The sequence below is a fragment of the Nitrogeniibacter aestuarii genome (genome assembly GCF_017309585.1).
Classification (GTDB): domain Bacteria; phylum Pseudomonadota; class Gammaproteobacteria; order Burkholderiales; family Rhodocyclaceae; genus Nitrogeniibacter; species Nitrogeniibacter aestuarii.
The window spans coordinates 4345913-4368374 of sequence record NZ_CP071321.1 but is presented as its reverse complement, the minus strand read 5'-3'; the positions used below and the strand labels follow the sequence as shown (position 1 = coordinate 4368374).

The 22462-nt window shown below is 63.0% G+C and carries 22 protein-coding genes; 15 read left to right on the top strand and 7 right to left on the bottom strand.

All coding sequences use genetic code 11. The annotated features are described in order from the left end of the window. Window positions 1-46: 46 nt before the first annotated feature. Entirely contained in the window at window positions 47-742 is a 696-nt protein-coding gene (gene pdsR, locus J0W34_RS20310; protein ID WP_230970003.1) for a proteobacterial dedicated sortase system response regulator, read from the top strand. Between the two features lie 18 nt (window positions 743-760). Here pdsR and J0W34_RS20305 read toward each other — a convergent pair whose 3' ends face one another. After that, window positions 761-1930: a hypothetical protein gene (locus tag J0W34_RS20305; RefSeq protein ID WP_230970002.1), complete on the bottom strand. Its 1170-nt coding sequence runs from the start codon at window positions 1928-1930 to the stop codon at window positions 761-763. A 232-nt stretch (window positions 1931-2162) separates the two neighbouring features. On the opposite strand from J0W34_RS20305, the gene J0W34_RS20300 reads away from it, so the two are divergent. Next, on the top strand, window positions 2163-3809 hold the full coding sequence (locus J0W34_RS20300; protein WP_230970001.1) for an ATP-binding protein: 1647 nt from the start codon (window positions 2163-2165) through the stop codon (window positions 3807-3809). Window positions 3810-3815: 6 nt separating this feature from the next. Here J0W34_RS20300 and J0W34_RS20295 read toward each other — a convergent pair whose 3' ends face one another. After that, a complete protein-coding gene (locus J0W34_RS20295) occupies window positions 3816-4931 on the bottom strand; it encodes a ComEA family DNA-binding protein (protein WP_230970000.1) in 1116 nt (371 codons plus the stop codon). 372 nt (window positions 4932-5303) lie between these two features. Between J0W34_RS20295 and gshA the strand changes: the two genes are divergently transcribed. The 11 genes from gshA to metW all read left to right on the top strand — a co-directional run bounded on the left by gshA (window position 5304) and on the right by metW (window position 15652). Further along, entirely contained in the window at window positions 5304-6602 is a 1299-nt protein-coding gene (gene gshA, locus J0W34_RS20290; protein ID WP_227815966.1) for a glutamate--cysteine ligase, read from the top strand. After that, the gene (locus J0W34_RS20285; RefSeq protein ID WP_230969999.1) at window positions 6599-6853 is read left to right on the top strand and encodes a hypothetical protein; all 255 of its coding nucleotides are present in this window, start codon (window positions 6599-6601) and stop codon (window positions 6851-6853) included. Before gshA ends, J0W34_RS20285 begins: the two co-directional genes overlap by 4 nt. Further along, complete coding sequence (gshB, locus tag J0W34_RS20280; protein WP_230969998.1) at window positions 6853-7788, top strand: glutathione synthase; 936 nt, start codon at window positions 6853-6855, stop codon at window positions 7786-7788. The genes J0W34_RS20285 and gshB overlap by 1 nt, the downstream gene beginning before the upstream one ends. A 144-nt stretch (window positions 7789-7932) precedes the next feature. Beyond that, a complete protein-coding gene (locus J0W34_RS20275) occupies window positions 7933-8997 on the top strand; it encodes a YjgN family protein (protein WP_230969997.1) in 1065 nt (354 codons plus the stop codon). Continuing rightward, complete coding sequence (locus J0W34_RS20270) at window positions 8997-10049, top strand: M48 family metallopeptidase (protein WP_230969996.1); 1053 nt, start codon at window positions 8997-8999, stop codon at window positions 10047-10049. Before J0W34_RS20275 ends, J0W34_RS20270 begins: the two co-directional genes overlap by 1 nt. Before the next feature lie 42 nt (window positions 10050-10091). After that, the gene (locus J0W34_RS20265) at window positions 10092-11120 is read left to right on the top strand and encodes an FAD:protein FMN transferase (protein ID WP_230969995.1); all 1029 of its coding nucleotides are present in this window, start codon (window positions 10092-10094) and stop codon (window positions 11118-11120) included. A 73-nt stretch (window positions 11121-11193) separates the two neighbouring features. After that, the gene (locus J0W34_RS20260) at window positions 11194-11586 is read left to right on the top strand and encodes a PTS sugar transporter subunit IIA (protein WP_227815972.1); all 393 of its coding nucleotides are present in this window, start codon (window positions 11194-11196) and stop codon (window positions 11584-11586) included. A gap of 26 nt (window positions 11587-11612) precedes the next feature. After that, window positions 11613-11882, top strand: coding sequence for an HPr family phosphocarrier protein (locus J0W34_RS20255; protein ID WP_227815973.1), 270 nt, complete (start codon window positions 11613-11615; stop codon window positions 11880-11882). Between the two features lie 76 nt (window positions 11883-11958). Continuing rightward, entirely contained in the window at window positions 11959-13692 is a 1734-nt protein-coding gene (gene ptsP, locus J0W34_RS20250) for a phosphoenolpyruvate--protein phosphotransferase (RefSeq protein WP_227815974.1), read from the top strand. Window positions 13693-13833: 141 nt separating this feature from the next. Beyond that, the gene (metX, locus tag J0W34_RS20245; protein WP_230969994.1) at window positions 13834-14955 is read left to right on the top strand and encodes a homoserine O-succinyltransferase MetX; all 1122 of its coding nucleotides are present in this window, start codon (window positions 13834-13836) and stop codon (window positions 14953-14955) included. A 112-nt stretch (window positions 14956-15067) separates the two neighbouring features. Then, a complete protein-coding gene (gene metW / locus J0W34_RS20240; protein WP_230969993.1) occupies window positions 15068-15652 on the top strand; it encodes a methionine biosynthesis protein MetW in 585 nt (194 codons plus the stop codon). Window positions 15653-15721: 69 nt separating this feature from the next. On the opposite strand, the gene J0W34_RS20235 is transcribed toward metW, so the two are convergent. Next, window positions 15722-16039, bottom strand: a complete 318-nt coding sequence (locus J0W34_RS20235; protein WP_227815977.1) for a hypothetical protein — start codon at window positions 16037-16039, stop codon at window positions 15722-15724. A 232-nt stretch (window positions 16040-16271) separates the two neighbouring features. Between J0W34_RS20235 and thrH the strand changes: the two genes are divergently transcribed. Together thrH and purU are read left to right on the top strand one after the other, a co-directional pair. Beyond that, window positions 16272-16880 (top strand): bifunctional phosphoserine phosphatase/homoserine phosphotransferase ThrH, encoded by a 609-nt coding sequence (gene thrH, locus J0W34_RS20230; RefSeq protein WP_230971705.1) that lies wholly within the window; start codon window positions 16272-16274, stop codon window positions 16878-16880. 40 nt (window positions 16881-16920) lie between these two features. Next, window positions 16921-17796, top strand: a complete 876-nt coding sequence (purU, locus tag J0W34_RS20225) for a formyltetrahydrofolate deformylase (protein WP_230969992.1) — start codon at window positions 16921-16923, stop codon at window positions 17794-17796. 605 nt (window positions 17797-18401) lie between these two features. On the opposite strand, the gene J0W34_RS20220 is transcribed toward purU, so the two are convergent. The 4 genes from J0W34_RS20220 to J0W34_RS20205 all read right to left on the bottom strand — a co-directional run bounded on the left by J0W34_RS20220 (window position 18402) and on the right by J0W34_RS20205 (window position 22454). Continuing rightward, window positions 18402-18896, bottom strand: a complete 495-nt coding sequence (locus J0W34_RS20220; RefSeq protein ID WP_230969991.1) for a hypothetical protein — start codon at window positions 18894-18896, stop codon at window positions 18402-18404. 400 nt (window positions 18897-19296) lie between these two features. After that, the gene (locus tag J0W34_RS20215) at window positions 19297-19605 is read right to left on the bottom strand and encodes a chaperone modulator CbpM (RefSeq protein WP_230969990.1); all 309 of its coding nucleotides are present in this window, start codon (window positions 19603-19605) and stop codon (window positions 19297-19299) included. Window positions 19606-19608: 3 nt separating this feature from the next. After that, window positions 19609-20559 (bottom strand): DnaJ C-terminal domain-containing protein, encoded by a 951-nt coding sequence (locus tag J0W34_RS20210; protein WP_230969989.1) that lies wholly within the window; start codon window positions 20557-20559, stop codon window positions 19609-19611. A gap of 587 nt (window positions 20560-21146) precedes the next feature. After that, window positions 21147-22454: an ammonium transporter gene (locus tag J0W34_RS20205; protein ID WP_230969988.1), complete on the bottom strand. Its 1308-nt coding sequence runs from the start codon at window positions 22452-22454 to the stop codon at window positions 21147-21149. Between the last annotated feature and the right edge of the window lie 8 nt (window positions 22455-22462).

The following is a 22462-nucleotide window of genomic DNA, read 5'->3' as shown; positions in this document are numbered from 1 at the left end:
ATCCGGCATGCGGATCGCGCCGGGCGAGGTGCTAAAGTAGCGCCCCATGGGAAGACGCATTGCAATCGTGGAAGACGAGGCGGCCATCCGCGCCAATTACTCGGACGCCTTTGCCCGGCAGGGTTACGAGGTGGCGGCCTATGCCGACCGCCCGGCCGCGCTCGCCGCGTTCCGCGACCGCCTGCCGGACCTGGCCATCATCGACGTGGGGCTGGGTGACGAGCCGGAAGGGGGCTTTACGCTGTGCGCGGAACTCCGGGCCCTGTCACAGCGGGTGCCCATCATTTTCCTGACCGCGCGCGACAGCGACTTCGATGTGGTGTCCGGCCTGCGCCTGGGCGCAGACGACTACCTGACCAAGGACATCAGCCTGCCCCACCTGCTGGCACGGGTGGCCGCCCTGTTCCGCCGGCTCGACGTGCTGGCCGACGCCGCCCCGCAGGAGGACCGCGTCGAGCGCGATGAGTTGATGCTAGACGTGAGCCGCCTCACCGCCTCATGGAAAGGCGAGCCGGTACCGCTCACGCTCACCGAATTCTGGATGGTCCACACCCTGGCGCGGCATCCCGGCCACGTGAAAAGTCGCGATCAGCTCATGTCCGACGCCAAGCTGGTGGTGGACGACGGCACCATCACCTCGCACATCAAGCGGATTCGCAAGAAGTTCGCCGCCATCGACCCGGCGTTCGACCAGATCGACAGCGTGTATGGCGCGGGATATCGGTGGAAGGCGCGGGCCTGACGTGTCAGCGCCCCGGGATCAGATCAGAGCCCAGGCGGCCCCGGCCGCCACCAGCACGATGAATCCGCCGGCCAGCAGCCATTTGCGTTTTTCTTCGGCGGCACGCTGAATTTCTTCCAGTTCGTGATCGTCTTCAGGGGGCATCACCGATTCGGTGGCGCGGCCCCGGGCGGCGGCAGGTGGCCGCGAGGGGGCCGGCTCGTCCAGCGGGCTCATGACCGTCTCGGGGGCCGGAGGCACCGGCTCCGAGGGTGGGTCGAACGGGCTCTGGACCTTGACCTCCGGCATCTGCGGCTCGGGTGCGATGTCGAACCCGGCGGCAATGGTCTGGGGTGGCTCGGGATAGTCGTGGGCTGCCCGCAGGGCGTCGATTTCCGGATCGGCGGCCGGGTCGTTCAATGCATCCGCATACGCGGCCACCAGGTCATGATTCACCACCGTGTCAGCGTGCTGGTGGCTGGATGCCTTGGCGGCAGCAGCTGATCTGGGCTCGGGTACAGGTTCGGGGGCCGGTGCGAGCAGTGACGGGTGAATCCCGGCCATGGCGCCTTCGTCTGCCGCGCTGCCGTTGAGCGGCTCGAGGCTCGAGCTGCTGTGGAACGTCTCTTCGAAGTTATACGGTGCGGCCGGCGCCAGCTGGGTCTGGACCAACGAGGCTTCGGCCTCGACAAGGGCGGGGTCTTCCTCGGGCAGCGTGGGCAGGGGCGGATCGACGCGGACCTCCATGCCCAGCTTGCGCAGGGTCTGCGCATAGTGGCGGGCCTTGTCCTCGCTGAGCCCGCGCTTCATCGTCACCTCTTTGCCGGAAAACAGCAGGTCGGCCTGTTGATCGCTGAACTTGAGGCGTTTGGAGGCCGTCAGCTTGACAGCTTCGGCGTCGAATCCGTCAGCCACGCGGCCGGCAAACAGAATGTGATGAGTGCCGGGTGCGGGCGGGGCGCCCGGGGCGGTGCCACTGCCGCCTTCGGTGGCAGCAATGATGCGCATGCCGATCGCACGCAGATCGCGGGCGAACTGTTTGGCCGCATCGCGGGTCAGGCCTTTCTTGAGCGTGACCGTGCGACCCGAAAAGATCTGTTCAATCTGTTTTTCGCTGAGGTTGGCGCGCTCCCTGAACGCGGCCATGACTGCTTCGCGAATGAAGCCCTCGCGCAGTTCCCCCTTGAATACAATGGCATACGTTGTCACTGCCTGGCTTCCCCCTGAAGCGTACGCGAGCGATGTGTCGTCGTGGATGCGCTCTATTTGTAACTACAGATTGCGAGCATCGATTGGGCTATGTTTTACCACGCCAACTGCATCTTGTTGCAAAAAAATCGCTGTATTCCATGCGTTTAGGGTCGGTCCTGTGGCGCCGGAATGAAAACGGGTCGATGTTATAGACTTGATTGATCGAGTCACGGCCATTCTTCACGCGTCCATGCGAATCCGATTCAGCCTGCGAGCCAAACTGGCTCTGGTCTCTCTGCTGTTGCTTGCCCTGCCCTGGGTGGGGCTGCAATACGTGGAGGAAATGGCGCGTTTTCTGCGCGAAGGCCAGCGCTCGGCATTGGTGGCGACTGCCCGCGCGGTGGCGACAGCATTGCACGAGCGCCCCCAGTTGTTTGCGGCGCATGGCGCCGGGCGTCAGGTGAGTCTGAGTGACTCGATTCTCCCGAACGAGGAAATCCTCGATCTGAGTATCTCGAGCATGCCTGACCGGGTCAGCGATCCGCTGGCAGCCGAGCCGCCTGTCCGCCCCGCTGCGCCCGTGGATGGCGCGCGCGAAGTGGCCGCCATCCTGCGGGGGCTGGAGCGCAACACGGCCCGGATCTGGGTTGTGGACCGCGATCTGGATGTGATTGCCATGAGTGGTGCGCTGGTGGATCCGGACCAGATCCGGCCGCCCGGCCCCATCACCCGGTGGTGGCGAAAGCTGACCGGTGGTCAGGTACGCGCTCAGGCGGACATCAAGGCCTTGCTGAGCGATGTGACACCGCCGTCGGGACAGGCCGTGGCCAGTGCGCTGTTCGGTGCGACCGCAAGCTGGACACGCCCTGTGGGGAGTGGCGATGTGGTGGTGGTTGCCGCCGCCCATCCGGTGTGGGTCGGTGACCGGGTCGAGGGGGCCGTGGTGGTCGAGGAGAGCACCCATGCCATCCTCTCGGTCCGTGATGAAGCCATCGAGCGCCTGACCTTGCTCAGTCTGACCGGGTTGGCGATTGCCACGCTGGTGTTGCTGGGGTTTGCGTCGCGGTTGTCGTGGCGCATTCGCCGGCTGCGTGATGAGGCCGAGAGCGCGGTCGATGCCCAGGGGCGGATCAGCCAGCTGGCGGCGGCCTCGCGTGCCGGCGATGAGGTGGGCGACCTGTCGCGCAGCTTCTCGCGTCTGCTGGGGCGACTGGCTCAACACCATGGCTACCTGGAGAACATGGCCAGCCGCCTGTCGCACGAGTTGCGCACACCCATCGCCGTGGTGCGCTCGTCGCTTGAAAACCTGCAGCTCGACCCCTTGCCGGCCTCGTCCCAGGCCTACATCGAGCGTGCGCATGCGGGCCTGGCGCGGCTGACACGCATTCTGTCGCGCATGAGCGAGGCGACGCGTATGGAGCAGGCGCTTGCCAGCACGGAGCCCGAGCGTTACGACCTGCATGCGGTCGTCGCAGAGTGTATTCAGGGCTACCGGGTGGCGCATGGGGAGGCGCGCATCGAGTCGATGCTCGGGGCGGCGCCGTTGTGGGTACGTGGCGCGCCGGACCTGGCCGCACAGATGCTCGACAAGCTGGTCGAGAATGCGGTCGATTTCGCACCCGCAGGCACGCCGGTGACGATCGAGCTGGCGTCGGACGAGGATGGTGTGACCCTGTCGGTACGCAATACCGGGACACTGCTCCCGGAGGCGCTTGAAGGGAAGTTGTTCGATTCGATGGTATCCGGGCGCAAAGGCGATGGCGGCGAGAATCCGCACCTGGGCCTTGGCCTGTTTGTGGCCCGGCTGATCGCCGGGTTCCACGGTGGCCACCTGTCGGCGGCCAATCTGCCCACGGGCGACGGCGTGCGCTTCACCGCCACGCTGCCGCCCGCCTGAGGGCGATTACTTCTTGAGCGACGCGCGCAGCTTGTCCAGGGTCTTCTTGCCCAGACCCTTCACGCCTTCCAGGGCGTCGACCGACGCGTACGGACGACCTGCAACGATGGCTTTGGCCACGGTCTTGCTCAGCCCCTTGATGGCAGCCAGCTCGGCTTCCGACGCGGTGTTGATGGACACCTGAGCGGCTTCGGCCTGCATCGGCCGGGCCTTGACTTCGGCTTTGGCGACCGGCTTCGCAGCGGGTTGCTTGGCGGCCGGCTGCTTGGCTTCGGCTTTCGGCTCGGCCTTGCGAGCGGCGGGCTTGGCTTCAGGCTTGGCTGCCGGGGCGACGGGGGCCTTGGCCGTTGCCGGGGCCTTGGCGGCCGGCGCGGGGGTCTGGACAGCCGGCTGAGCGGTCACATCGCGCGCATCGGCATCGAAAATCTGCGGGTAGGCCGCGAAATCGCGGGTGACATAACCGTTGGCGGTCCACTCGCGCAGCATGAGCGTCATGTACCAGCGGCCTTCAGTCGGCAGCGTGGCAGCCACGTGCCAGTTGAGGTTGTCCAGACGCTGCTCGCCCCCGAGACGGCCGACATTGACCTGGGCAATCTGGGTGCCGGTAAAAGCGCCACCGGCGTAAGGGGCTTCGAGGGCCCACAGCTCGACATTGAGGTCGCCGCTGACGTTGTCGCTCTCACGCGGGTTCTCGATGGCTTCGACGCTGATTTCGACGTCGCCATTCTCCAGACGGTAGCCGCTGCAACCGGCCAGACGCGGCTGGCTGAACTGCTGGGCATTCGGCAGGGTGACGGAGTCCTGGACTTCGCCATTGGCGGTCAGGGCCAGCACCATGGTGCGTGCTTCGCGGCCGGCCGGCGGCAGCGCGTCGCTCCAGCCCCAGGCACCGTTGAAGGCGTCGGCGGCGCATTCGCCGACCTTGATGGCGCGATCGGGTTGACCGGAAGCGTCGCAGGCCCACAGCTGAAGGCTCATGAGGTCGTTGTAACCATTGACGGATTCGATGTCCGCGTTGAGTTCAACCTGATCGCCCTCGAAGCGATAGCCGAAGCGGCTGCCAAGGCGGGCAATGGGGAATTGGGCGAAGGGAAGCGGAAGGCTGGCGAATTGTGCGGACATGGGTACTACGTCTCCTGACGACCTGACTACGAATGGCCGCGGATTATCGTGCATTAAGGCGAAATTTCAAGTCTTGCTTACAAAAAAATGAATATGAATCAATGAGATATGCACCATGTTAGGGCGTCGGCATTGTCGTGTTTCCGACAATGAATTTCCAGGGTCTTGATATCAAAAAGGTTTTCTTAAAGCAGTCGAGGCTCACCCGGCAGGGGTGACTTCGGCTCGAAATTGAACGCTTTTCCATATTTGATGCCACAGGCTCGATACCGTGTCCGGGTCTTCCCCGCTGCAAGGCTTCCGGGCATCGGGTGTAATATTGCGCAAACCCCGTGTACGCCGGCGCGCGCCGGCACAAGGAGCAAAAACAACATGGTTCCCCACCTGACCACGGCGCTGACCGGTCCGCTGCTCGAACTCGAGCGCGCTTTTCTGGACAACCGCACCGAAATCGAACAATGGTTCCGCAGCCAGTGGCTGGACACGCGTCCGCCGTTCTATGGCTCGACCGACTTGCGTAACTCCGGCTTCAAGCTGGCGCCGGTTGACCTGAATCTGTTTCCGGGCGGCTTCAACAACCTGAACGACTCGTTCCTGCCCCTGTGCGTGCAGGCAGCCCAGGCCGCCATCGAGCGCATCTGCCCCGATGCCCGGCGCCTGCTGCTCATCCCGGAGAATCACACCCGCAACCAGTTCTATCTGCAGAACGTGGCGCAACTGGTGTCGATCCTGCGGCTGACGGGGCTGGAAGTGCGACTGGGCAGCCTGTCGCCCGAGGTGACCGAGGTGACCACGCTGGAGCTCGACAATGGCTCCTCGCTCACTCTTGAACCGCTCGAGCGCCATGGCAGCCGACTGGGCGTCAAGGGGTTCGACCCCTGCGCGGTACTGCTCAACAACGATCTGTCGGCGGGTGTGCCCGAGGTCTTGCGCAATCTGGACGGCCAGTGGCTGATCCCGCCGCTGCACGCCGGCTGGCATTCGCGTCGCAAGTCCAATCACGCGGCGGCCTATTCGCGCATCGCGAACGATTTCGCGCAGGTGATCGGCATCGACCCGTGGCGAATCAACCCGGAATACGGCGTGTGCGGGCAGATCAACTTCAAGGAGCGCACGGGTGAAGAGTGCCTGGCGAGTCAGGTCGATGCCCTGCTGACGCGGATTCGCGCCAAGTACAAGGAATACGGTGTGTCCGACGAGCCCTTTGTGGTCGTCAAGGCCGACGCTGGCACCTATGGCATGGGCGTGATGACGGTCAAGGATGCCTCCGAGGTGCAAGGTCTCAACCGACGTCAGCGCAACAAGATGTCGGTGATCAAGGAAGGCCTGCAAGTGCAGGAAGTGATCATCCAGGAAGGCGTGCACACCTTCGAGACCTGCAACGATGCGGTGGCCGAACCGGTGGTCTACATGATGGATCACTACGTGGTGGGCGGTTTCTACCGCGTCCACACCGAGCGTGGCCGTGATGAGAACCTCAACGCCCCGGGCATGCACTTCAAACCGCTGGCCTTCGATACCTGCTGCACCCTGCCGGATGCAGCCCAGGGGCCGGATGCGCCGCCCAACCGCTTCTACGCCTATGGCGTCGTCGCCCGACTGGCCTTGCTGGCTGCCGCCGTTGAAATCGAGGAGACGGCGAGCACCTCGCTGGAACAGGTCGCGGCATGACCCGTTGGCCGGCGCCCCTGGCGCTGCTGATGGCCATGATCGGTGGCGCCATCACCAGCGCCGTCCTGCTGATCGGGGCGCTTTCGCTGACTGCATCCACCACCGAGGCGCAGATGATGCCCATGGCCAGCGCGGTGGTGGTATTACCGGTGGGGCTCATCGTGGCCGCCATCGGTTTTTACGTGGCGCGCCGGGTCTATGTCACCTTGCGCCCGCCCCTGATCGACCCTGCTCAACACGAGAACTCCTGATGCGTCTGGCCTTCATTCTTGACCCCCTGCCCGGCCTGAAGGCCTACAAGGATTCGAGCATCGCCATCATGCGTGCCGCTCAGGCGCGCGGGCACAGCATCCACGCCATCATGAGGCCTGACCTGATGTGGCGGGAGGGGCAGGTGATGGCGCGTGCGCAAGCCATCACCGTGTCGGACGACAACAACGCCTGGTATGCGCCGGGCGAGACCACGACCGAGCCGTTGGGTGCGTTCGATGCGGTGCTCATGCGCCAGGACCCGCCGTTCGACTTCGAATACATTACGGCCACCTGGTTGCTTGAGCGCGCCGTGACGGCCGGCGTCAAGGTCTGGAACAACCCGCGCTCGGTACGCGACCATTCCGAAAAGATCGCCATCACCGAGTTTGCCCAGTTCACTGCACCCACTCTCATTGCCCGTGCCGCCGACGACCTGAACGCCTTCATCGACGACATGGGGGACGCCATCCTCAAGCCGCTGGACGGCATGGGCGGCACCGGCATCTTCCGCGTGCGTGCGGATGATCCGAACCGCAACGCCATCATCGAAATGCTCACCGACATGGGTGGGCGCACGATCATGGCGCAGAAGTACCTGCCGCAGATCGTTGACGGCGACAAGCGCGTGCTCATCATCGGCGGTCAGGTCATTCCCTACAGCCTGGCGCGCATCCCCAAGGCGGGCGAGACGCGTGGCAATCTGGCCGCGGGTGGCCGGGGTGTGGCCATGCCGCTGACCGACCGGGAGCGTGAAATCGCCGAGACGCTGGCGCCCACCCTGTGGTCGCGCGGCCTGCTGATCGTCGGGCTCGATGTGATCGGCGGACACCTCACCGAGGTGAATGTGACCAGCCCCACCTGCATGGTCGAGATTCACGATCAGCAAGGCTACCGGGTGGCCGACAAGGTGGTCGAAGCGCTCGAAGGGGCTTGAGCGTCGCCAACGGCGGCCTAAGTGTGACAGAAGGCTGAATTCCATCGGCATCCCTGTGATAGGGTCTTGGCTGCGCGCGCAACCTGCGTTACGCACGCCGGAAACAGCCCTGCTCAGGCACACATAAAAACAATGGATTTGTCGATGGATACCAATCAGACGCTGCCCGTCATGGGCGCGAACACGGCCGTTCAGGATGAACTGCCCCTCAGTTTCACCGGCTCCGGCGGTGAATATTTCAAGATCTGGATCGTCAATGTGGTGTTGTCGATCGTCACCCTGGGCATCTACTCTGCCTGGGCCAAAGTGCGCCGAGAGCGTTACTTTCTCAACAACACGGTGCTCGATCTGTCGCCCTTCGAGTATCACGCGGACCCGGTGAACATCCTCAAGGGCCGCCTGCTGGTGGCCGCCGTGCTGGTCGTGGCCAACATCGCGGCCGAGTTCAACCCGATTCTCAACCTGCTGGTCACCCTCCTGTTTCTGGCGCTGTTGCCGTGGATGATTTCCAAGGCCATGCGCTTCCGTGCCCACAACACCAGCTGGCGCGGTCTCCGTTTCCGCTTCACCGGCGGGGTGGGCGATGCCGCCAAGGCATGGGTACTCTGGCCGATTGCCGCCGCGTTCACGCTGGGCATCCTGACCCCCTACGCGCTCAAGGCGCAGCGCAGGTATCTGGTCAATTCCCTGCACTTCGGCACCGAAGACTTCGAGGTCGAGTTGCCGATCGGCCCCATCTACAAGATGCTGATGGGGGCCGGGCTGGTGCTGATTCTCGTGGCCTCTGCCTTTGCTGGCTTTGGTGTGATCGGCGCGCTGGGCGCGGGTGGAAACCGCGATGCCATCATCGGCAGCATTTTCATTGGCGTGCTTGGCATCTACGTGGGGGCGGCCATCGTGGCACCCTACATCAGCGTGCGCATGACCAATCTGGTGTTCAACCGCATGAACCTGGCGAACCACGGCTTCGTTTCGCGCATGAAAGCGCGAAAGTATGTCTTCATCGTCCTCACGAACTGGCTGCTGACGGCCCTGACGCTGGGTCTGTACCGGCCGTTCGCCGTGGTGCGACTGCATCGTTACCGGGTCGAGAACATTGCCATGCTGCCGGCGGGCTCCATTGATGAGTTCGTGGCGCAGCAGGAAGAAGAGGCGCGCGTGCTCGGTGAAGAGGCCGCCGATCTGCTCGACATCGACCTGGGCTTCTGATGGCCGGGCAAGCGAGCGTCGAGGGGCGCCTTTTCGACGGTCAGTCGAGCCGGCCGACGCCGGTCCGGCTGACGGTGACCGGGACAGGAGTCGATGTGGTCTGGCTGGACGGATCGGACGCGCGCGAGCGCTATGTGGTCAATGCGCTGTCATGGCATGAGCCGCTCGGCGCCACACGGCGCCTCGATCTGCCGGACGGCCGGGTGTGCGAAGTGCCCAAGGGCGCGGCGCTGAGCCAGTTCCTCGCCGCCTGTGGTCACCGTGAGCGTGCCATCACCGTCTGGCAGGGCAGTGGCCTGCGCGTTCTGATTGCCTTGATGGTGCTGGCGGTGGTGGGTTTTGCCGGGTATCGCTGGGGTGTGCCGCTGGCGGCCAAGTGGATTGCCCAGGCACTGCCCGACTCCGCCGTCGAGATGATCGACAAGCAGTTCATGGTGTCGCTCGACAAGATCGATTTTCTAAAGCCCACGCAGCTGTCGGATGAGCAGCAGGCAGATTTGCGCGCGGCCATTGCGCCGTTGATGGCTGCCCGCGAGCGCCAGATTCCGGTCACCCTGCACTTTCGCAGTGCCCCCCAGGTCGGCGCGAACGCGTTCGCCTTGCCCGGTGGCACGGTGGTGGTGACCGATGAACTGGTCAAGCTGGCACAGACGCCCGAGCATGTGGCGGCCGTGGTGGCCCACGAACTGGGTCACGTGCGACATCGACACGGTTTGCGCAACGTGGTGCAGGCCTCGATTCTGGCCGCTGTCGTGACCGTGTGGACTGGTGACGCGAGCGCGCTGGCCACGGCCGGGGCCTCGGTGCTCCTCAACTCGGCCTACTCGCGTGACTTCGAGCGCGAGGCGGACGACTATGGTGCCGACCTGCTCAAGAAAACCCACCAGTCCCCGATGTTGCTCGCCGAGATGCTCGACGCGCTGACCCGTCAGGCCATCGAAGAGGGTGATCTGACCGAGGACGAGGCGGATGGTCACTGGAGCGACTATGTGGCCAGTCATCCGCCTACGCCCGAGCGCATCGAGCGCCTGCGCCGCGCAAGCGAACAGTGAAGCCGCTAGACTTCGGGGGTTCGCCCATTCTGTCGTGAGTCGATGCGCCGCCTCCTTGTCATTGTCCTGAGTGTTTTTCTGCTCGCCGCCTGTGATCGGCCCCAGGTGTGGCATCGCGAAAGCTATGTGTTCGGCACCCGGGTGGAAGTGGCCGTGTGGGGCGAAGATGAAGCGGCCGCCGGTACGGCCATGGCGGCCGTGCTGCGTGAGTTCGACCGCATGCACCGGGCCTATCACGCCTGGGAGCCATCGGAGCTGACCGAACTGAATGCGGCGCTGGCCCGTGGCGAAGCGGCCACCGTTTCGCCCGAACTGGCCGCGATGCTGAGCGAGGCCAAGACGCTGGCGGCCACGGGCGATCAGCTGTTCAATCCCGCACTGGGCAAGCTCATTGCCCTGTGGGGGTTTCATACCGACACCTTCGAGGCCCGATTGCCCGACCCCGCGGCGGTCAAGGCGCTCTTGGCCAGCGCACCGAGCATGGACGACCTGCACATCGATGGTCAGCGGGTGTGGTCCGACAACCCGGCAGTGCAGCTTGATCTTGGGGGTTACGCCAAGGGCTACGCGCTGGACCGTGCCGCGGCGATACTGCGCCAGCAAGGCGTGACCAACGCCCTCATCAACATCGGTGGCAATGTCATGGCGCTGGGCAAGAAAGGCGACCGCCCCTGGCAGATCGGCATCCAGCATCCGCGCGCACCGACGCCCATTGCCGCGCTTGCACTGTACGACGGCGAAGCCATCGGCACCTCGGGCGATTACCAGCGTTATTTCGAACTGAACGGCCGTCGCTACAGTCATCTGCTCGATCCGCGCACGGGCGAGCCGGCCACCGGTACCCAGGCGGTGACCGTGCTGGTGACCCCGCGAGCCGTGGCCGGGGTGCTTTCCGACGTGGCGAGCAAGCCGATCTTCATTGCCGGGGATCAATGGCGTGCGATGGCTCGCCGCTTCGGGCTCGACCATGTGCTGCGGGTGGATGCCGATGGCCGCATCGAGGTCACCCATGCCATGGGCCAGCGCATGCAGCCGCTCGGCGGCAGCGAGTACACCGTGCTGGACGATTGATCGGATCAAACCCTTATCCACAGGCCAGTAGCGCTCGGCTACAATCGTCGGCAGGGCCTAAGACGGGGCGGACATGATCGGATTGCTGCTGGTGACACACAGCACGCTGGGGGAGGCACTCATCGAGTGTGCCTGCCATGTATTGAATCGCTGCCCCATGCACATGAAAGCCTTTGCGGTCATGCCGCGGGACGATCCGCGCGATCTGCTGGCAGACGGGCGCAGCCTTCTGGCGTCGCTCGATCAGGGGCAGGGCGTGCTCGTGCTGTGCGACATCTTCGGGGCGAGCCCCGCCAATCTGGCCGCCAGGCTCATCGAGCCGGGGCGGGTCGAAGCGGTGGCCGGGGTCAATCTGCCGATGCTGATGCGGGTGCTGACCTACCGGGAACAAGGGACATTGGGCGCGCTGGTGGAGCGCGCCATCACGGGCGCATGCGACGGCGTGGTCCGGATGAAACCGATTTGAGGGTGAATAGAGGGAACGGGACGGGAATGCCGAAACAGGAAGTGGAAATCATCAACCGGCTGGGGCTGCATGCGCGTGCCTCGGCCAAGCTGACCCAGCTGGCGAGCAGCTTCCCCTGCGAAGTGTGGATTTCACGCGATGGCCGTCGGGTGAATGCCAAGAGCATAATGGGGGTTATGATGCTGGCAGCGGCCAAGGGGGCGAAAGTGACCATCGACACCGAGGGCGAAAAGGCCCAGGAAGCGCTGGAGGCTGTGGTCGGTCTGATCAATGACCGGTTCGAAGAAGACGAATAGACGCCGCGCACGGCCCCGACAACAAGCCGGTTGAAACCGGCGGGCCTGAACCACACTCAGGGAGATTATTGGCGACATGCCCTTTACGCTGCACGGACTGCCCGTTTCAAACGGTATTGCCATCGGCCATGTGCATCTGGTCTCGCACGCGCTGCTCGAGGTCAATCACTACCATGTGTCGCCGCGCCAGCTCAAAAATGAGCTGGAGCGATTCGACGCTGCCATCGAGACCGTTCAGCGTGAGCTGACCGAGCTGCGTGCCATGGCGGGCGAGCACCAGGCCCATACCGAGGTGGGCGCACTGGTCGATCTGCACATCCTGTTCCTGCACGACCCGATGCTCATCGGCTCGGCGCGCACCCTGATCGAGGAGCGCCGCTGCAACGCCGAATGGGCGCTGGTGCAGCGTATGGAACTGGTGGTGGAACAGTTCGATCAGATCGAGGACGCCTACCTGCGCGAGCGCAAGGCGGATGTGATCCAGGTCGTGGAGCGTCTGGTCAAGGAGCTGCTCGGGCACCCCGGACGGCTGCCGCGCAAGAAGAAGAGTGATGTGGGCTCCATCGTGGTCGCCCACGATCTGTCGCCGGCAGACACCATCGGTTTTCGCGATCACAACATTGCCGGCTTCGTCACCGATGTGGGGGGGCCCACCAGCCACACCGCGATCGTGGCGCGCAGCCAGGGTATCCCGGCCGTGGTGGCGCTGCACAACGTGCGTCAGCTGGTCGAAGATGCAGAACTGATCATCGTCGACGGGACGCGCGGGGTGGTCATCATCGACCCCGACGAACGCATCCTGGAAGAATACAAGCTGCGTCAGGCCGAGCTGGAGCTCGAGCGCTCCAAGCTGCAAAGACTCAAGAGCGCCAAAGCCACCACGCTCGATGGCGAGCAGATCGCCCTGCTCGCGAACATCGAGCTGCCCAAGGATGCCGCCGAGGCCAAGAAGGTGGGGGCTGACGGCGTCGGCCTGTTCCGCACCGAGTTCCTCTTCCTTGGTCGCGACGCCTTGCCGGATGAGGATGAGCAGTTCGAAGCCTATCGCACCGCGCTCAAGAACATGGGTGGCATGCCGGTGACCATCCGTACGCTGGATGTGGGTGCCGACAAGGCGCTCGATACCATCGGCAAGCGCAGTACCGAAACCAATCCGGCGCTGGGTCTCCGGGCAGTGCGTTATTCGCTGTCGGAGCCGAAGATGTTCCTCACCCAGCTGCGTGCGCTGCTGCGTGCATCGCACTACGGACCCATCAAGATCCTGCTGCCGATGCTGGCGCATGCCCACGAGATGGATCAGAGTCTGGCGCTCATCGAGCAGGCCAAAGCGCAACTGACCGAGGCCAAACAGAAGTTCGATCCCAAGGTCGAGGTCGGCGGCATGGTCGAGGTGCCGGCCGCGGCGCTGGCGCTGGGCATGTTCGTGCGCCGCCTGCAGTTCCTGTCCATTGGCACCAATGATCTGATCCAGTACACCCTGGCCATCGACCGTACCGACGAGGCGGTGGCGCATCTGTACGATCCGCTCCACCCGGCCGTGCTCAAGCTCATTGGCGGCACCATTTCGGCGGGGGCCCGCTTCGGTCTGCCGGTGTCGGTGTGTGGCGAAATGGCCGGCGACGTGGCGTTCACACGCCTGTTGCTGGGCATGGGCCTCAAGTATTTCTCCTTGCAGCCAACCCAGCTGCTGGGCGTCAAGCAGGAGATCCTTCGGGCGGATGTGGGTGACCTTGCGCCCAAGGTGCAACGCATCCTCAAGATGGACGAGCAGGAGCGCGTGCGCGAGGCGGTGGAACGGCTTTCGGTTTGACAAGCCGGCCAAGGGCGGCTAATTTCACAGCTATCAGCGCCGATTTGACATCAGCTTGCGGGCGCTCAAAAAATTCGGCTAAAGCGAGGGCAACCCGGTCCGCGCCAGACGCCGACCGGGTTTTTGTTTTTCTGGACGAACATGACGCAACCTCAATCCGTCGGGGTGGTCGAGCCACAACGCATGCGCTTTGAAGCGCCGCTGGCGTTGAAAAGTGGCGGTCAGCTCGATGAGTACGAACTGGTCTTCGAGACCTATGGCGAACTGAACGCCGAGCGCAGCAATGCCGTGCTGGTCTGCCACGCCCTGTCCGGCTCCCACCATCTGGCCGGCCATTACGCCGACGCGCCCGAGAACAAGGGCTGGTGGGACAACCTCATCGGCCCGGGCAAGCCGCTCGATACGCGCAAATTCTTCGTGATCGGCGTGAACAATCTGGGCGGGTGCTACGGCAGCACGGGCCCGGCGTCGATCAATCCGGCCACGGGGGTCGCCTATGGCGCCGACTTCCCGTTCGTGACCGTGGAAGACTGGGTCGACTCCCAGGCGCGTCTGGCCGACAGGCTCGGCATCAAGCGCTTTGCCGCGATTGTGGGCGGCAGTCTCGGCGGCATGCAGGCACTCTCATGGACGCTGCGCTACCCCGACCGTGTCGGTAGTGCCGCCGTGATTGCCGCGGCGCCCAAGCTGTCGACCGAGAACATCGCCTTCAACGAAGTGGCGCGCCAGGCCATCCTGACCGATCCGGAGTTCCATGGCGGCAACTTCTACGCCCATGGCGTCGTGCCCGAGCGCGGGCTGAAACTGGCGCGCATGATCGGTCACATCACCTACCTGTCCGACGACGCCATGGCCACCAAGTTCGGGCGCAACCTGCGCCACGGCAAGCAGGTGTACAGCTTTGATGTGGAATTCGAGATCGAATCCTACCTGCGCTACCAGGGCACCAAGTTCGCCGGCTACTTCGATGCCAACACCTACCTGCTGACCACCAAGGCGCTCGATTACTTCGACCCGGCCTTCGAGTACGGCGGCAATCTCAATACCGCGCTGGCCAACGCGCAGGCGGACTTTCTGGTGGTGTCGTTCTCGACCGACTGGCGTTTCCCGCCCGAGCGCAGCCGCGAGATCGTCAACGCCTTGCTGCATAACCGCCGCAACGTGAGCTACGCCGAGGTGGAATGCGCGGCCGGTCATGACTCTTTCCTGCTCGATGACCCCCAGTACCACGGCGTGTTGTCCGCCTGGTTCGATCGTATATGAAGTGCCCCCACACTCACTTTCGTTCGCTGCCCCCCGAGGGGGCGGCGCCCGCCCCTGGGGCGGCCCGGCGGACGGGCGGCACGCCGAGTCACAGTGGAGATAGTCTCGGACAATGAAGAGTTTAAGATACGACCACGAAGTGATCGCCGCCTGGATCGAACCCGGGGAACGGGTGCTGGATCTGGGGTGTGGTGACGGCCAGTTGCTGCGCTACCTCGAAGACAGCCGCCAGGTGCTCGCCTACGGGGTCGAGAAAGACCCGGACAATGTGCGTGCCTGCGTCGCCAACGGCGTCAACGTGCTGCAGATCGATCTGGAGAAAGGCCTGGCCGGGTTCGAGGACGGCTACTTCGACCACGTGATCATGAGCCTGTCGCTGCAGGCTGTGCACAACACCGTGGGCATTCTGGAAGAGATGCTGCGGGTGGGGCGCGAGGCGGTGGTGAGCTTCCCCAACTTTGCCTACTGGAAACACCGCGAATCCATCCTTCAGGGGCATATGCCCGTGGGCGAGGATCTGCCCTATCAGTGGTACAACACCCCCAACGTGCGTTTCTTCACCATCGCCGATTTCGAGGCCCTGTGCGCCATGCACGGCATCAAGATCCACGAGGGGCTGGGTTTCGACCGGGGCGAGCTGGTCAAGGAAGATCACAACTTCCTGGCCAGTGTCGGGCTCTTCCGGCTCGGTCACTAGGCGCCGCGTGCCCAGCAAAAAGCCCGCAGCGAATGCGGGCTTTTTGCTGTTGTGCTGGCGTGCCGCCCCTTAGCCGACCACAAAAGCGGCCACATCCACCTTCACCGCCGGGCGGTCCAGCGACGTGGCCACAGTGGCGGCGAAGCGTTTTGCCCAGTCACCGCCTTCGGCAAAGCGCTGTTCGCCGCCGTACTTGGCGACGTTGAGAATCATGTCGAGCACGAGCACCTTGCCCATGGGGTTGCTCGGCGTGCATTCCAGATCCTCGAACTCGGCGGCCAGCCAGGCGCGCGCGCTGTCCTTGTCCATGCCGGCCTTGTCGTCCGCATGCACCATGAATTCATACTCCTGCCCGGCGCCGAACGACACGATCACTTCCTGCGACATGAGCTCTCTCCTCCCGTGTTTTGGTGGTGTGGGTTGCTACGCCCATTCTGGGTGCTCGCCCGTGCCCGGGCAAGTAACCGTACGTTGCCGTATGTTGAGTCCTTTTGCAAGCTTTCCGTTGCCGGCAAAGCAGTGAGAAATCAACGGCCTTTGTGTCCCGATGCACGCAGCAAGCACGCGTATCCCTGATAGAATGCGGCCCAATTCCTTCATGACCACAAGGGCTGATCCCGTGCAACTCGTCTGTCTTGATCTCGAAGGCGTTCTGATTCCGGAAATCTGGGTCGAATTCGCCAACGTCACCGGTATCGAAGCGCTCAAGCGCACTACCCGCGACGAGCCCGACTACGACAAGCTCATGCAGTACCGGCTCGACATCCTGCGCGAGCACAAGATGGGTCTGCCCGACATCCAGAAGGTGATTGGCTCCCTCAGCCCGCTGCCCGGCGCCAAGGACTTTCTCGACGCCCTGCGCGACCGGTTTCAGGTCATCATCCTGTCCGACACCTTCTACGAGTTCGCCAAGCCGCTCATGGTCCAGCTCGGTCTGCCGACCCTGTTCTGCCACAAGCTCGAGACCGATGCGGACGGCTTCGTGGTGAACTACCACCTGCGCATGCCCAACCAGAAGCAGGAAGCCGTGCAGCGCTTCAAGGAAATCAATTTCAAGGTGATCGCCGCGGGCGACTCCTACAACGACACCAACATGCTGGGCGAAGCGAACGCCGGTATCCTGTTCTGCCCGCCGCAGAATGTGATCGACGAATTCCCGCAGTTCCCGGTCACTCGCGATTACGACCAGCTCATGGCCGAGATCCTCGCCGCCTCCGAGCGCATCTGACACGAGCGCGGCGCCCACAAGGCGTCGCAATGAAGACACCATGCACCGAGAACGCTTCTTCACCCTGTCGGCCTCCTGCCCCGATCAGGTCGGCATCGTCGCCAAAGTCTCCAGCTTCGTCGCCGATCTGAACGGCTGGATTCTGGAAACCTCCCTTCATGCCGAGCCACCGAAAGCCGGTGAGGAGGTTGGTCGCTACTTCATGCGCATCGAGATCCGCGCCGATTCCATTCCCTTCCATCTGGCCGAATTCCGCGAGCGCTTCAAACCGCTGGCGGACGAACTGCAGATGGACTGGAAGATCACCGACTCGGCGGTCAAGAAGCGCGTGGTGGTGCTGGTGTCAAAGCAGGAACACTGCCTTTACGACCTGCTCGCCCGCTGGAAGAGCAAGGAACTGGACGTGGAGATCCCCTGCGTGATCTCCAACCACGCCGACCTGCGCGGTTTTGTCGAGTGGCACGGCATCCCCTTCCACCATGTCCCCGTCACCGCCGACAACAAGGCTTCGGCCTACGCCGAAGTGCAGCGCCTGTTCGAGGAAGTGCGCGGTGACACCATGGTGCTCGCCCGCTACATGCAGATCCTCTCGCCGGGCCTGTGCGCCGCCTACCCGGGCCGCATCATCAACATCCACCACAGCTTCCTGCCCAGCTTTGTCGGTGCCAAGCCCTACCACCAGGCCTGGGATAAAGGCGTCAAGCTCATCGGCGCCACCTGCCACTACGTGACCGAAGACCTCGACCAGGGCCCCATCATCGAGCAGGACGTGATCCGCATCGACCACTCCGACGCGGTCGAAGACATGGTGCGTTACGGCAAGGACATCGAGAAAACCGTGCTGGCGCGCGGCCTGCGCTACCACCTGGAAGACCGGGTGCTGGTGCATGGGCGGAAGACGATCGTGTTTCGTTGATCGTTTCGGTGGATTAATAAAAAAGGCACCTGCGGGTGCCTTTTTGCTATTGGGTTGATGATTGAGGGTGCTGGGTACCTCAAGGCGAGGCATTGGAAGCGGGTAAAGTGGGCGCTACTGTTGTGCGTCTGGATAGTATTTCTTCAGGACGTATTTTCCGCAAACACCATAAAAATCATAACCTATTTTCAACTGCGAATACTTTTCTAGTTGGCCATTAATAAGGAGCATGCAGTCGTCAGACCGGACTTTGTCTCGATAGCAAGCTTGGCGCACATTGGGGTCGGTGAAGCCTGCCAAGATTTCTCCTAGAGTGGTGGCTGCTATGCACGAGTAATAATTGACTCTTTCTCTATTTTGGGGGTTCGTTAATGCTCTTCTGCCGAGGTTGAGTAGGGTCTCGTTTGTTCTTGGGAAAACTCGAGAATATCTATCAGTTATGTGCCCAAGAAAAAAAGTATCGCGACTCAGTTCTGCACTGGAAACCCCAATTGCTGAAATATGCTTTCTAACGTATGCTTCATAAGCTTTTGGGCCTGCCGGCCATTTTTCTGGTAATTCATTCGAATATCCAGAAAGCAAAATGTAGCTACGAATTAAATTTACTAATTTTTTTTTAATCCCGTCAATGCATCTAGATACGTGACCCGGTTTTTGGCTATTTCTTGTCTGAATTGTTCAAACTTTCTCCTGTCATCCTTAGAGATATTTTTTCGACTCAATATATCGTCGAACCAGCATGCGACCTGCGCAAAGCTATGGTCCTGTTGAAAAAATTCAGTCGTAACTTTAGTCTTCGTTGCTACTACTGTTTTAATTTCGCGTCCGAGTTTGCCTTCAAAATTAACTTCGCCAGAACCAGCTTTTATTAAAACCATTTTTTCGGCGTCTGCCTCTGCTGCCGCTGAGAATTTGCTCGCCAAGACGAGGGAGGTGTCTATGGTGTTGTTCTGAGTTATCTCCTGCGCAATCAAGGCATTCACCCCGTTGCAGCGCTCAGTCGTGACCGATGATTTGGGGGCACAGGCTGCAACGAAAGCAATGCAGATAGTCGATAGCCCTATCCAGTATCCAAATTTCGGTTTTCCGCTCTTCGTCATGGCATCTGCTCCTTAATTGCACTCTTCCTGAACCCAATTGGAATAGTAGATGCATTAAAGACAATTTCAAGGTGAGATCGGGGTGAGATATTTCAGCTGCCGAGACGTTGGCGTCTCTGGCTAGCTCGCGTAGGGCGCAATAACCAACGGGCATTGCGCCGAATGGCTTTCCATAGTGCCTCGGCAATACATCCGGCGCAATGCCCGCTGGTTATTGCGCCCTACCAAGGATGGGCCGCTTCAGGTTTGTAGCTGACGCAACACTTCTTAGTTGCGTAGGCCGGATAAGCGAAGCGCTATCCGGTAGTCGTGCATCGTGGGCGCACCGCTGTGCCGGATGGCGCTGCGCTTATCCGGCCTACTGCGCCATTGACCGGGTCGTGCAGATGTCACCGCAGAGCTACCGCAACCCCATCCGCCGCAACTCCGCCCGCATCCGGTCCATCTCATCGAGCATGTCCGCAAACAGCGCCGCCAGTTCTGGCTCCGCGTCGAAGTTGCGTTCCAGCTCCCGCATCCGCCGAGCCCGCTGCAGGCAGGGGCCGTTGAAGCGCCAGACGCCGGCCACGCACTCGGCATGGGGGAAGAAGCCCTCGTCAAGGCGTTGATGCAGCCACGTGACCTCGACCGCGCACGCGGCGGCGAGCTGGTCGACGGTGAGCCAGCAGTCGTCGAGCACGGTGGGGTTCATGATGTCTTTGGTGTTCATGGATCAACCTCCGGTCGTGGCGCGCGGGTCGAAGGCCAGTTCGGTGGCCATGCGTTCGTAGAGGGCTTTGGCTTCGTCGGTGTCTGCCTTGGGCAGGACGACCTTGAGCTTGAGCATGAGATCGCCGGGCTGGTTGCCGGGCAGGCCCTTGCCACGGACGGTGAGCGACTGGCCGGATTGGGCGCCAGCGGGGATGCGCACCTTGACGCTGCCGACCGGCAGCGGCACCGGGACGACGGCGCCCAGCGCGGCTTCCCAGGGGCTGACAGGCAGTTCCATGCTCAGGTCGCGCCCGTCGATCTGGAAGCGTGGATGCGGGCGGAAGCTCACTTCCAGCAGCAGGTCGCCAGCGGGTGTTCCGCTCGGGCCGGCATGACCTTGCCCAGCCAGGCGGATGATCTGGCCGGCACGGATGCCGACCGGGATTTTGACCTGGAGGGTGCGCGTGTTGAGCTGTACGCGACCGTGGGCGTCCATCATCGGTACCTGCAGGCTGAGCTGCCGCGTCGGGCCGGTGAAGCTGTCTTCCAGATCGAGCTGGATACGGGCGTGGTGGTCCTGCCCCTGGGTGTGGCGATGGCTTCGGCCGTGGCCATGGAAGGGATCGCCGCCCATGCCGCCGAACATCTCCGAGAAGAAGGCCGAGAAGCGGGCGGCATCTTCAGGTGACATGCCCTCACCCGAGAACTCGAAACCCGAATCCCAGCCTGGTGGCGGGGTGAAATCCTGCCCGCCGGCGTAGCCCTTGCCCAGGTTGTCGAAGGCCGCCTTGCGCTCCGGGTCGGAGAGCACGGCATAGGCTTCGTTGATTTCCTGCATGCGAGCTTCGGCATCCGGCTCTTTCGAGACGTCCGGATGGTATTTGCGTGCGAGCTTGCGGAAGGCTTTCTTGATCTCGTCCGCAGTGGCATCGCGCGCGACGCCGAGCACGCCGTAATAGTCGACATACTCCATGTGGGAGTCCCCCGATCGGTCAATGATTCATCAGCTAGATGAGGGTTCGAGCCCTGAAGTCAAGCGAGGTTCAGGACACGGGCATTCGAGCGTGTCACGGAGTCGTACGGGCTGTTCGCCACGCGTCGATGCCGCCTTGAAGAATGCGCGCGTTTTCGTGGCTGGCGACCCGCGAGGCGAAGCCGGCCTGAGCGGACGGCGAGCCGGTGTTGCAGTCGATGAGCGCGGGCTGATCGGTCGGGATCGATGCGCGGTGGCGATGGTGCCACCGTGATAAGCGACGAAATCGAGGTCGGCCTTCATCGCTTCGGTGTCGTTTGCCCGTGGCGGGGCGGCCGCGAGGCGCGTCGCCATGTCAATGGCGCAGATGAGGCCGGCTCTTGCGGTCATTGTCTCTCCCTCACGGCTGCGGGCTGCCACTCCAACGGCATGCGCATGACTTGGTGCGTGGCACACAGAGTCTAGTCGCGGGAGGTCAATCGGGAAAGGCTGACATTGCCGCGTGCGGGCAAAGAAAAACCCGGCGGACCTTGCGGTCACGCCGGGTTTCCTGCCGGGCACACCGAAGTGTGCCGGGCTCAGGCGGATCAGTACTTGTAAGCCGATTCGCCGTGTGCGGTGATGTCGAGGCCTTCGCGCTCTTCGTCTTCCGGCACGCGCAGACCGATCACGATATCGACCAGTTTGTAGGCGATCAGGGAGACCACGCCGGACCAGACGATGGTCACGATCACGGAGAAGGTCTGGATCCACACCTGGCTGCCGATGGAGAAGTCTTCACCACCGGTACCGCCCAGGGACGGGGCCGTGAAGACACCGGTCAGGATGGCACCCAGGATACCGCCGACACCATGCACGCCGAAGACGTCCAGGGAGTCGTCAGCACCGAGCATGCGCTTCAGACCATTCACACCCCACAGGCAGACCACACCGGCGAGCAGACCGATCACGATGGCACCCATCGGGCCGACGGAACCGCAGGCCGGGGTGATGGCGACCAGACCAGCCACGGCACCGGAAGCGGCACCCAGCATGGAGGGCTTGCCCTTGGCGATGGCTTCGGCGGCAACCCAGGAGAGGGTGGCAGCAGCCGTGGCGGCCAGGGTGTTGATGAAGGCCAGTGCGGCGCCGGAAGTGGCTTCCAGGTTGGAACCGGCGTTGAAGCCGAACCAGCCCACCCACAGCATGGATGCACCGACCATGGTCAGCGTCAGGGAGTGCGGCGCCATGGACTCACGACCGAAGCCGATACGCTTGCCCACCAGGTAGGCGCCCACCAGACCGGCGACACCGGCGTTGATGTGCACCACGGTACCGCCAGCGAAGTCGAGCGCGCCGTCTTCGAGCAGGTAGCCGCCCGGACCCCAGACCATGTGGCAGATCGGCAGGTAGCTGAAGGTGAACCAGATGATGGTGAAGAGCAGCACGGCGCTGAACTTCATGCGCTCGGCGAAGGAGCCCACCACCAGTGCGCAGGTGATGCCGGCGAACGTGGCCTGGAAGGCGACGAACAGCAGCTCGGGCAGCTTCACGTTGTCGGTGAAGGTGTCAGCCAGCGAGTCGATGGTGATGCCGGACAGGAACATCTTGTCCAGACCGCCGAAGAACGCGGAGCTTTCGGTGAAGGCCACGGAGTAGCCGTAGAAGGCCCACAGGATGACGCCGAGGGAGAACACGCACATCACCTGCATGAGCACGGAGAGCATGTTCTTGGAACGGACCAGACCACCGTAGAACAGGGCCAGGCCGGGGACGGCCATGAACACCACCAGCAGGGTGGCAACCATGAGCCATGCAACGTCGCCTTTATCGACGATGACAGCAGCGTCCTGAGCGAACGCGGGTGCGGCGATCAGCGCCGTCGCACCAAGTAGGGTCTTGAGCAGGGTATTCATTCTTTGAT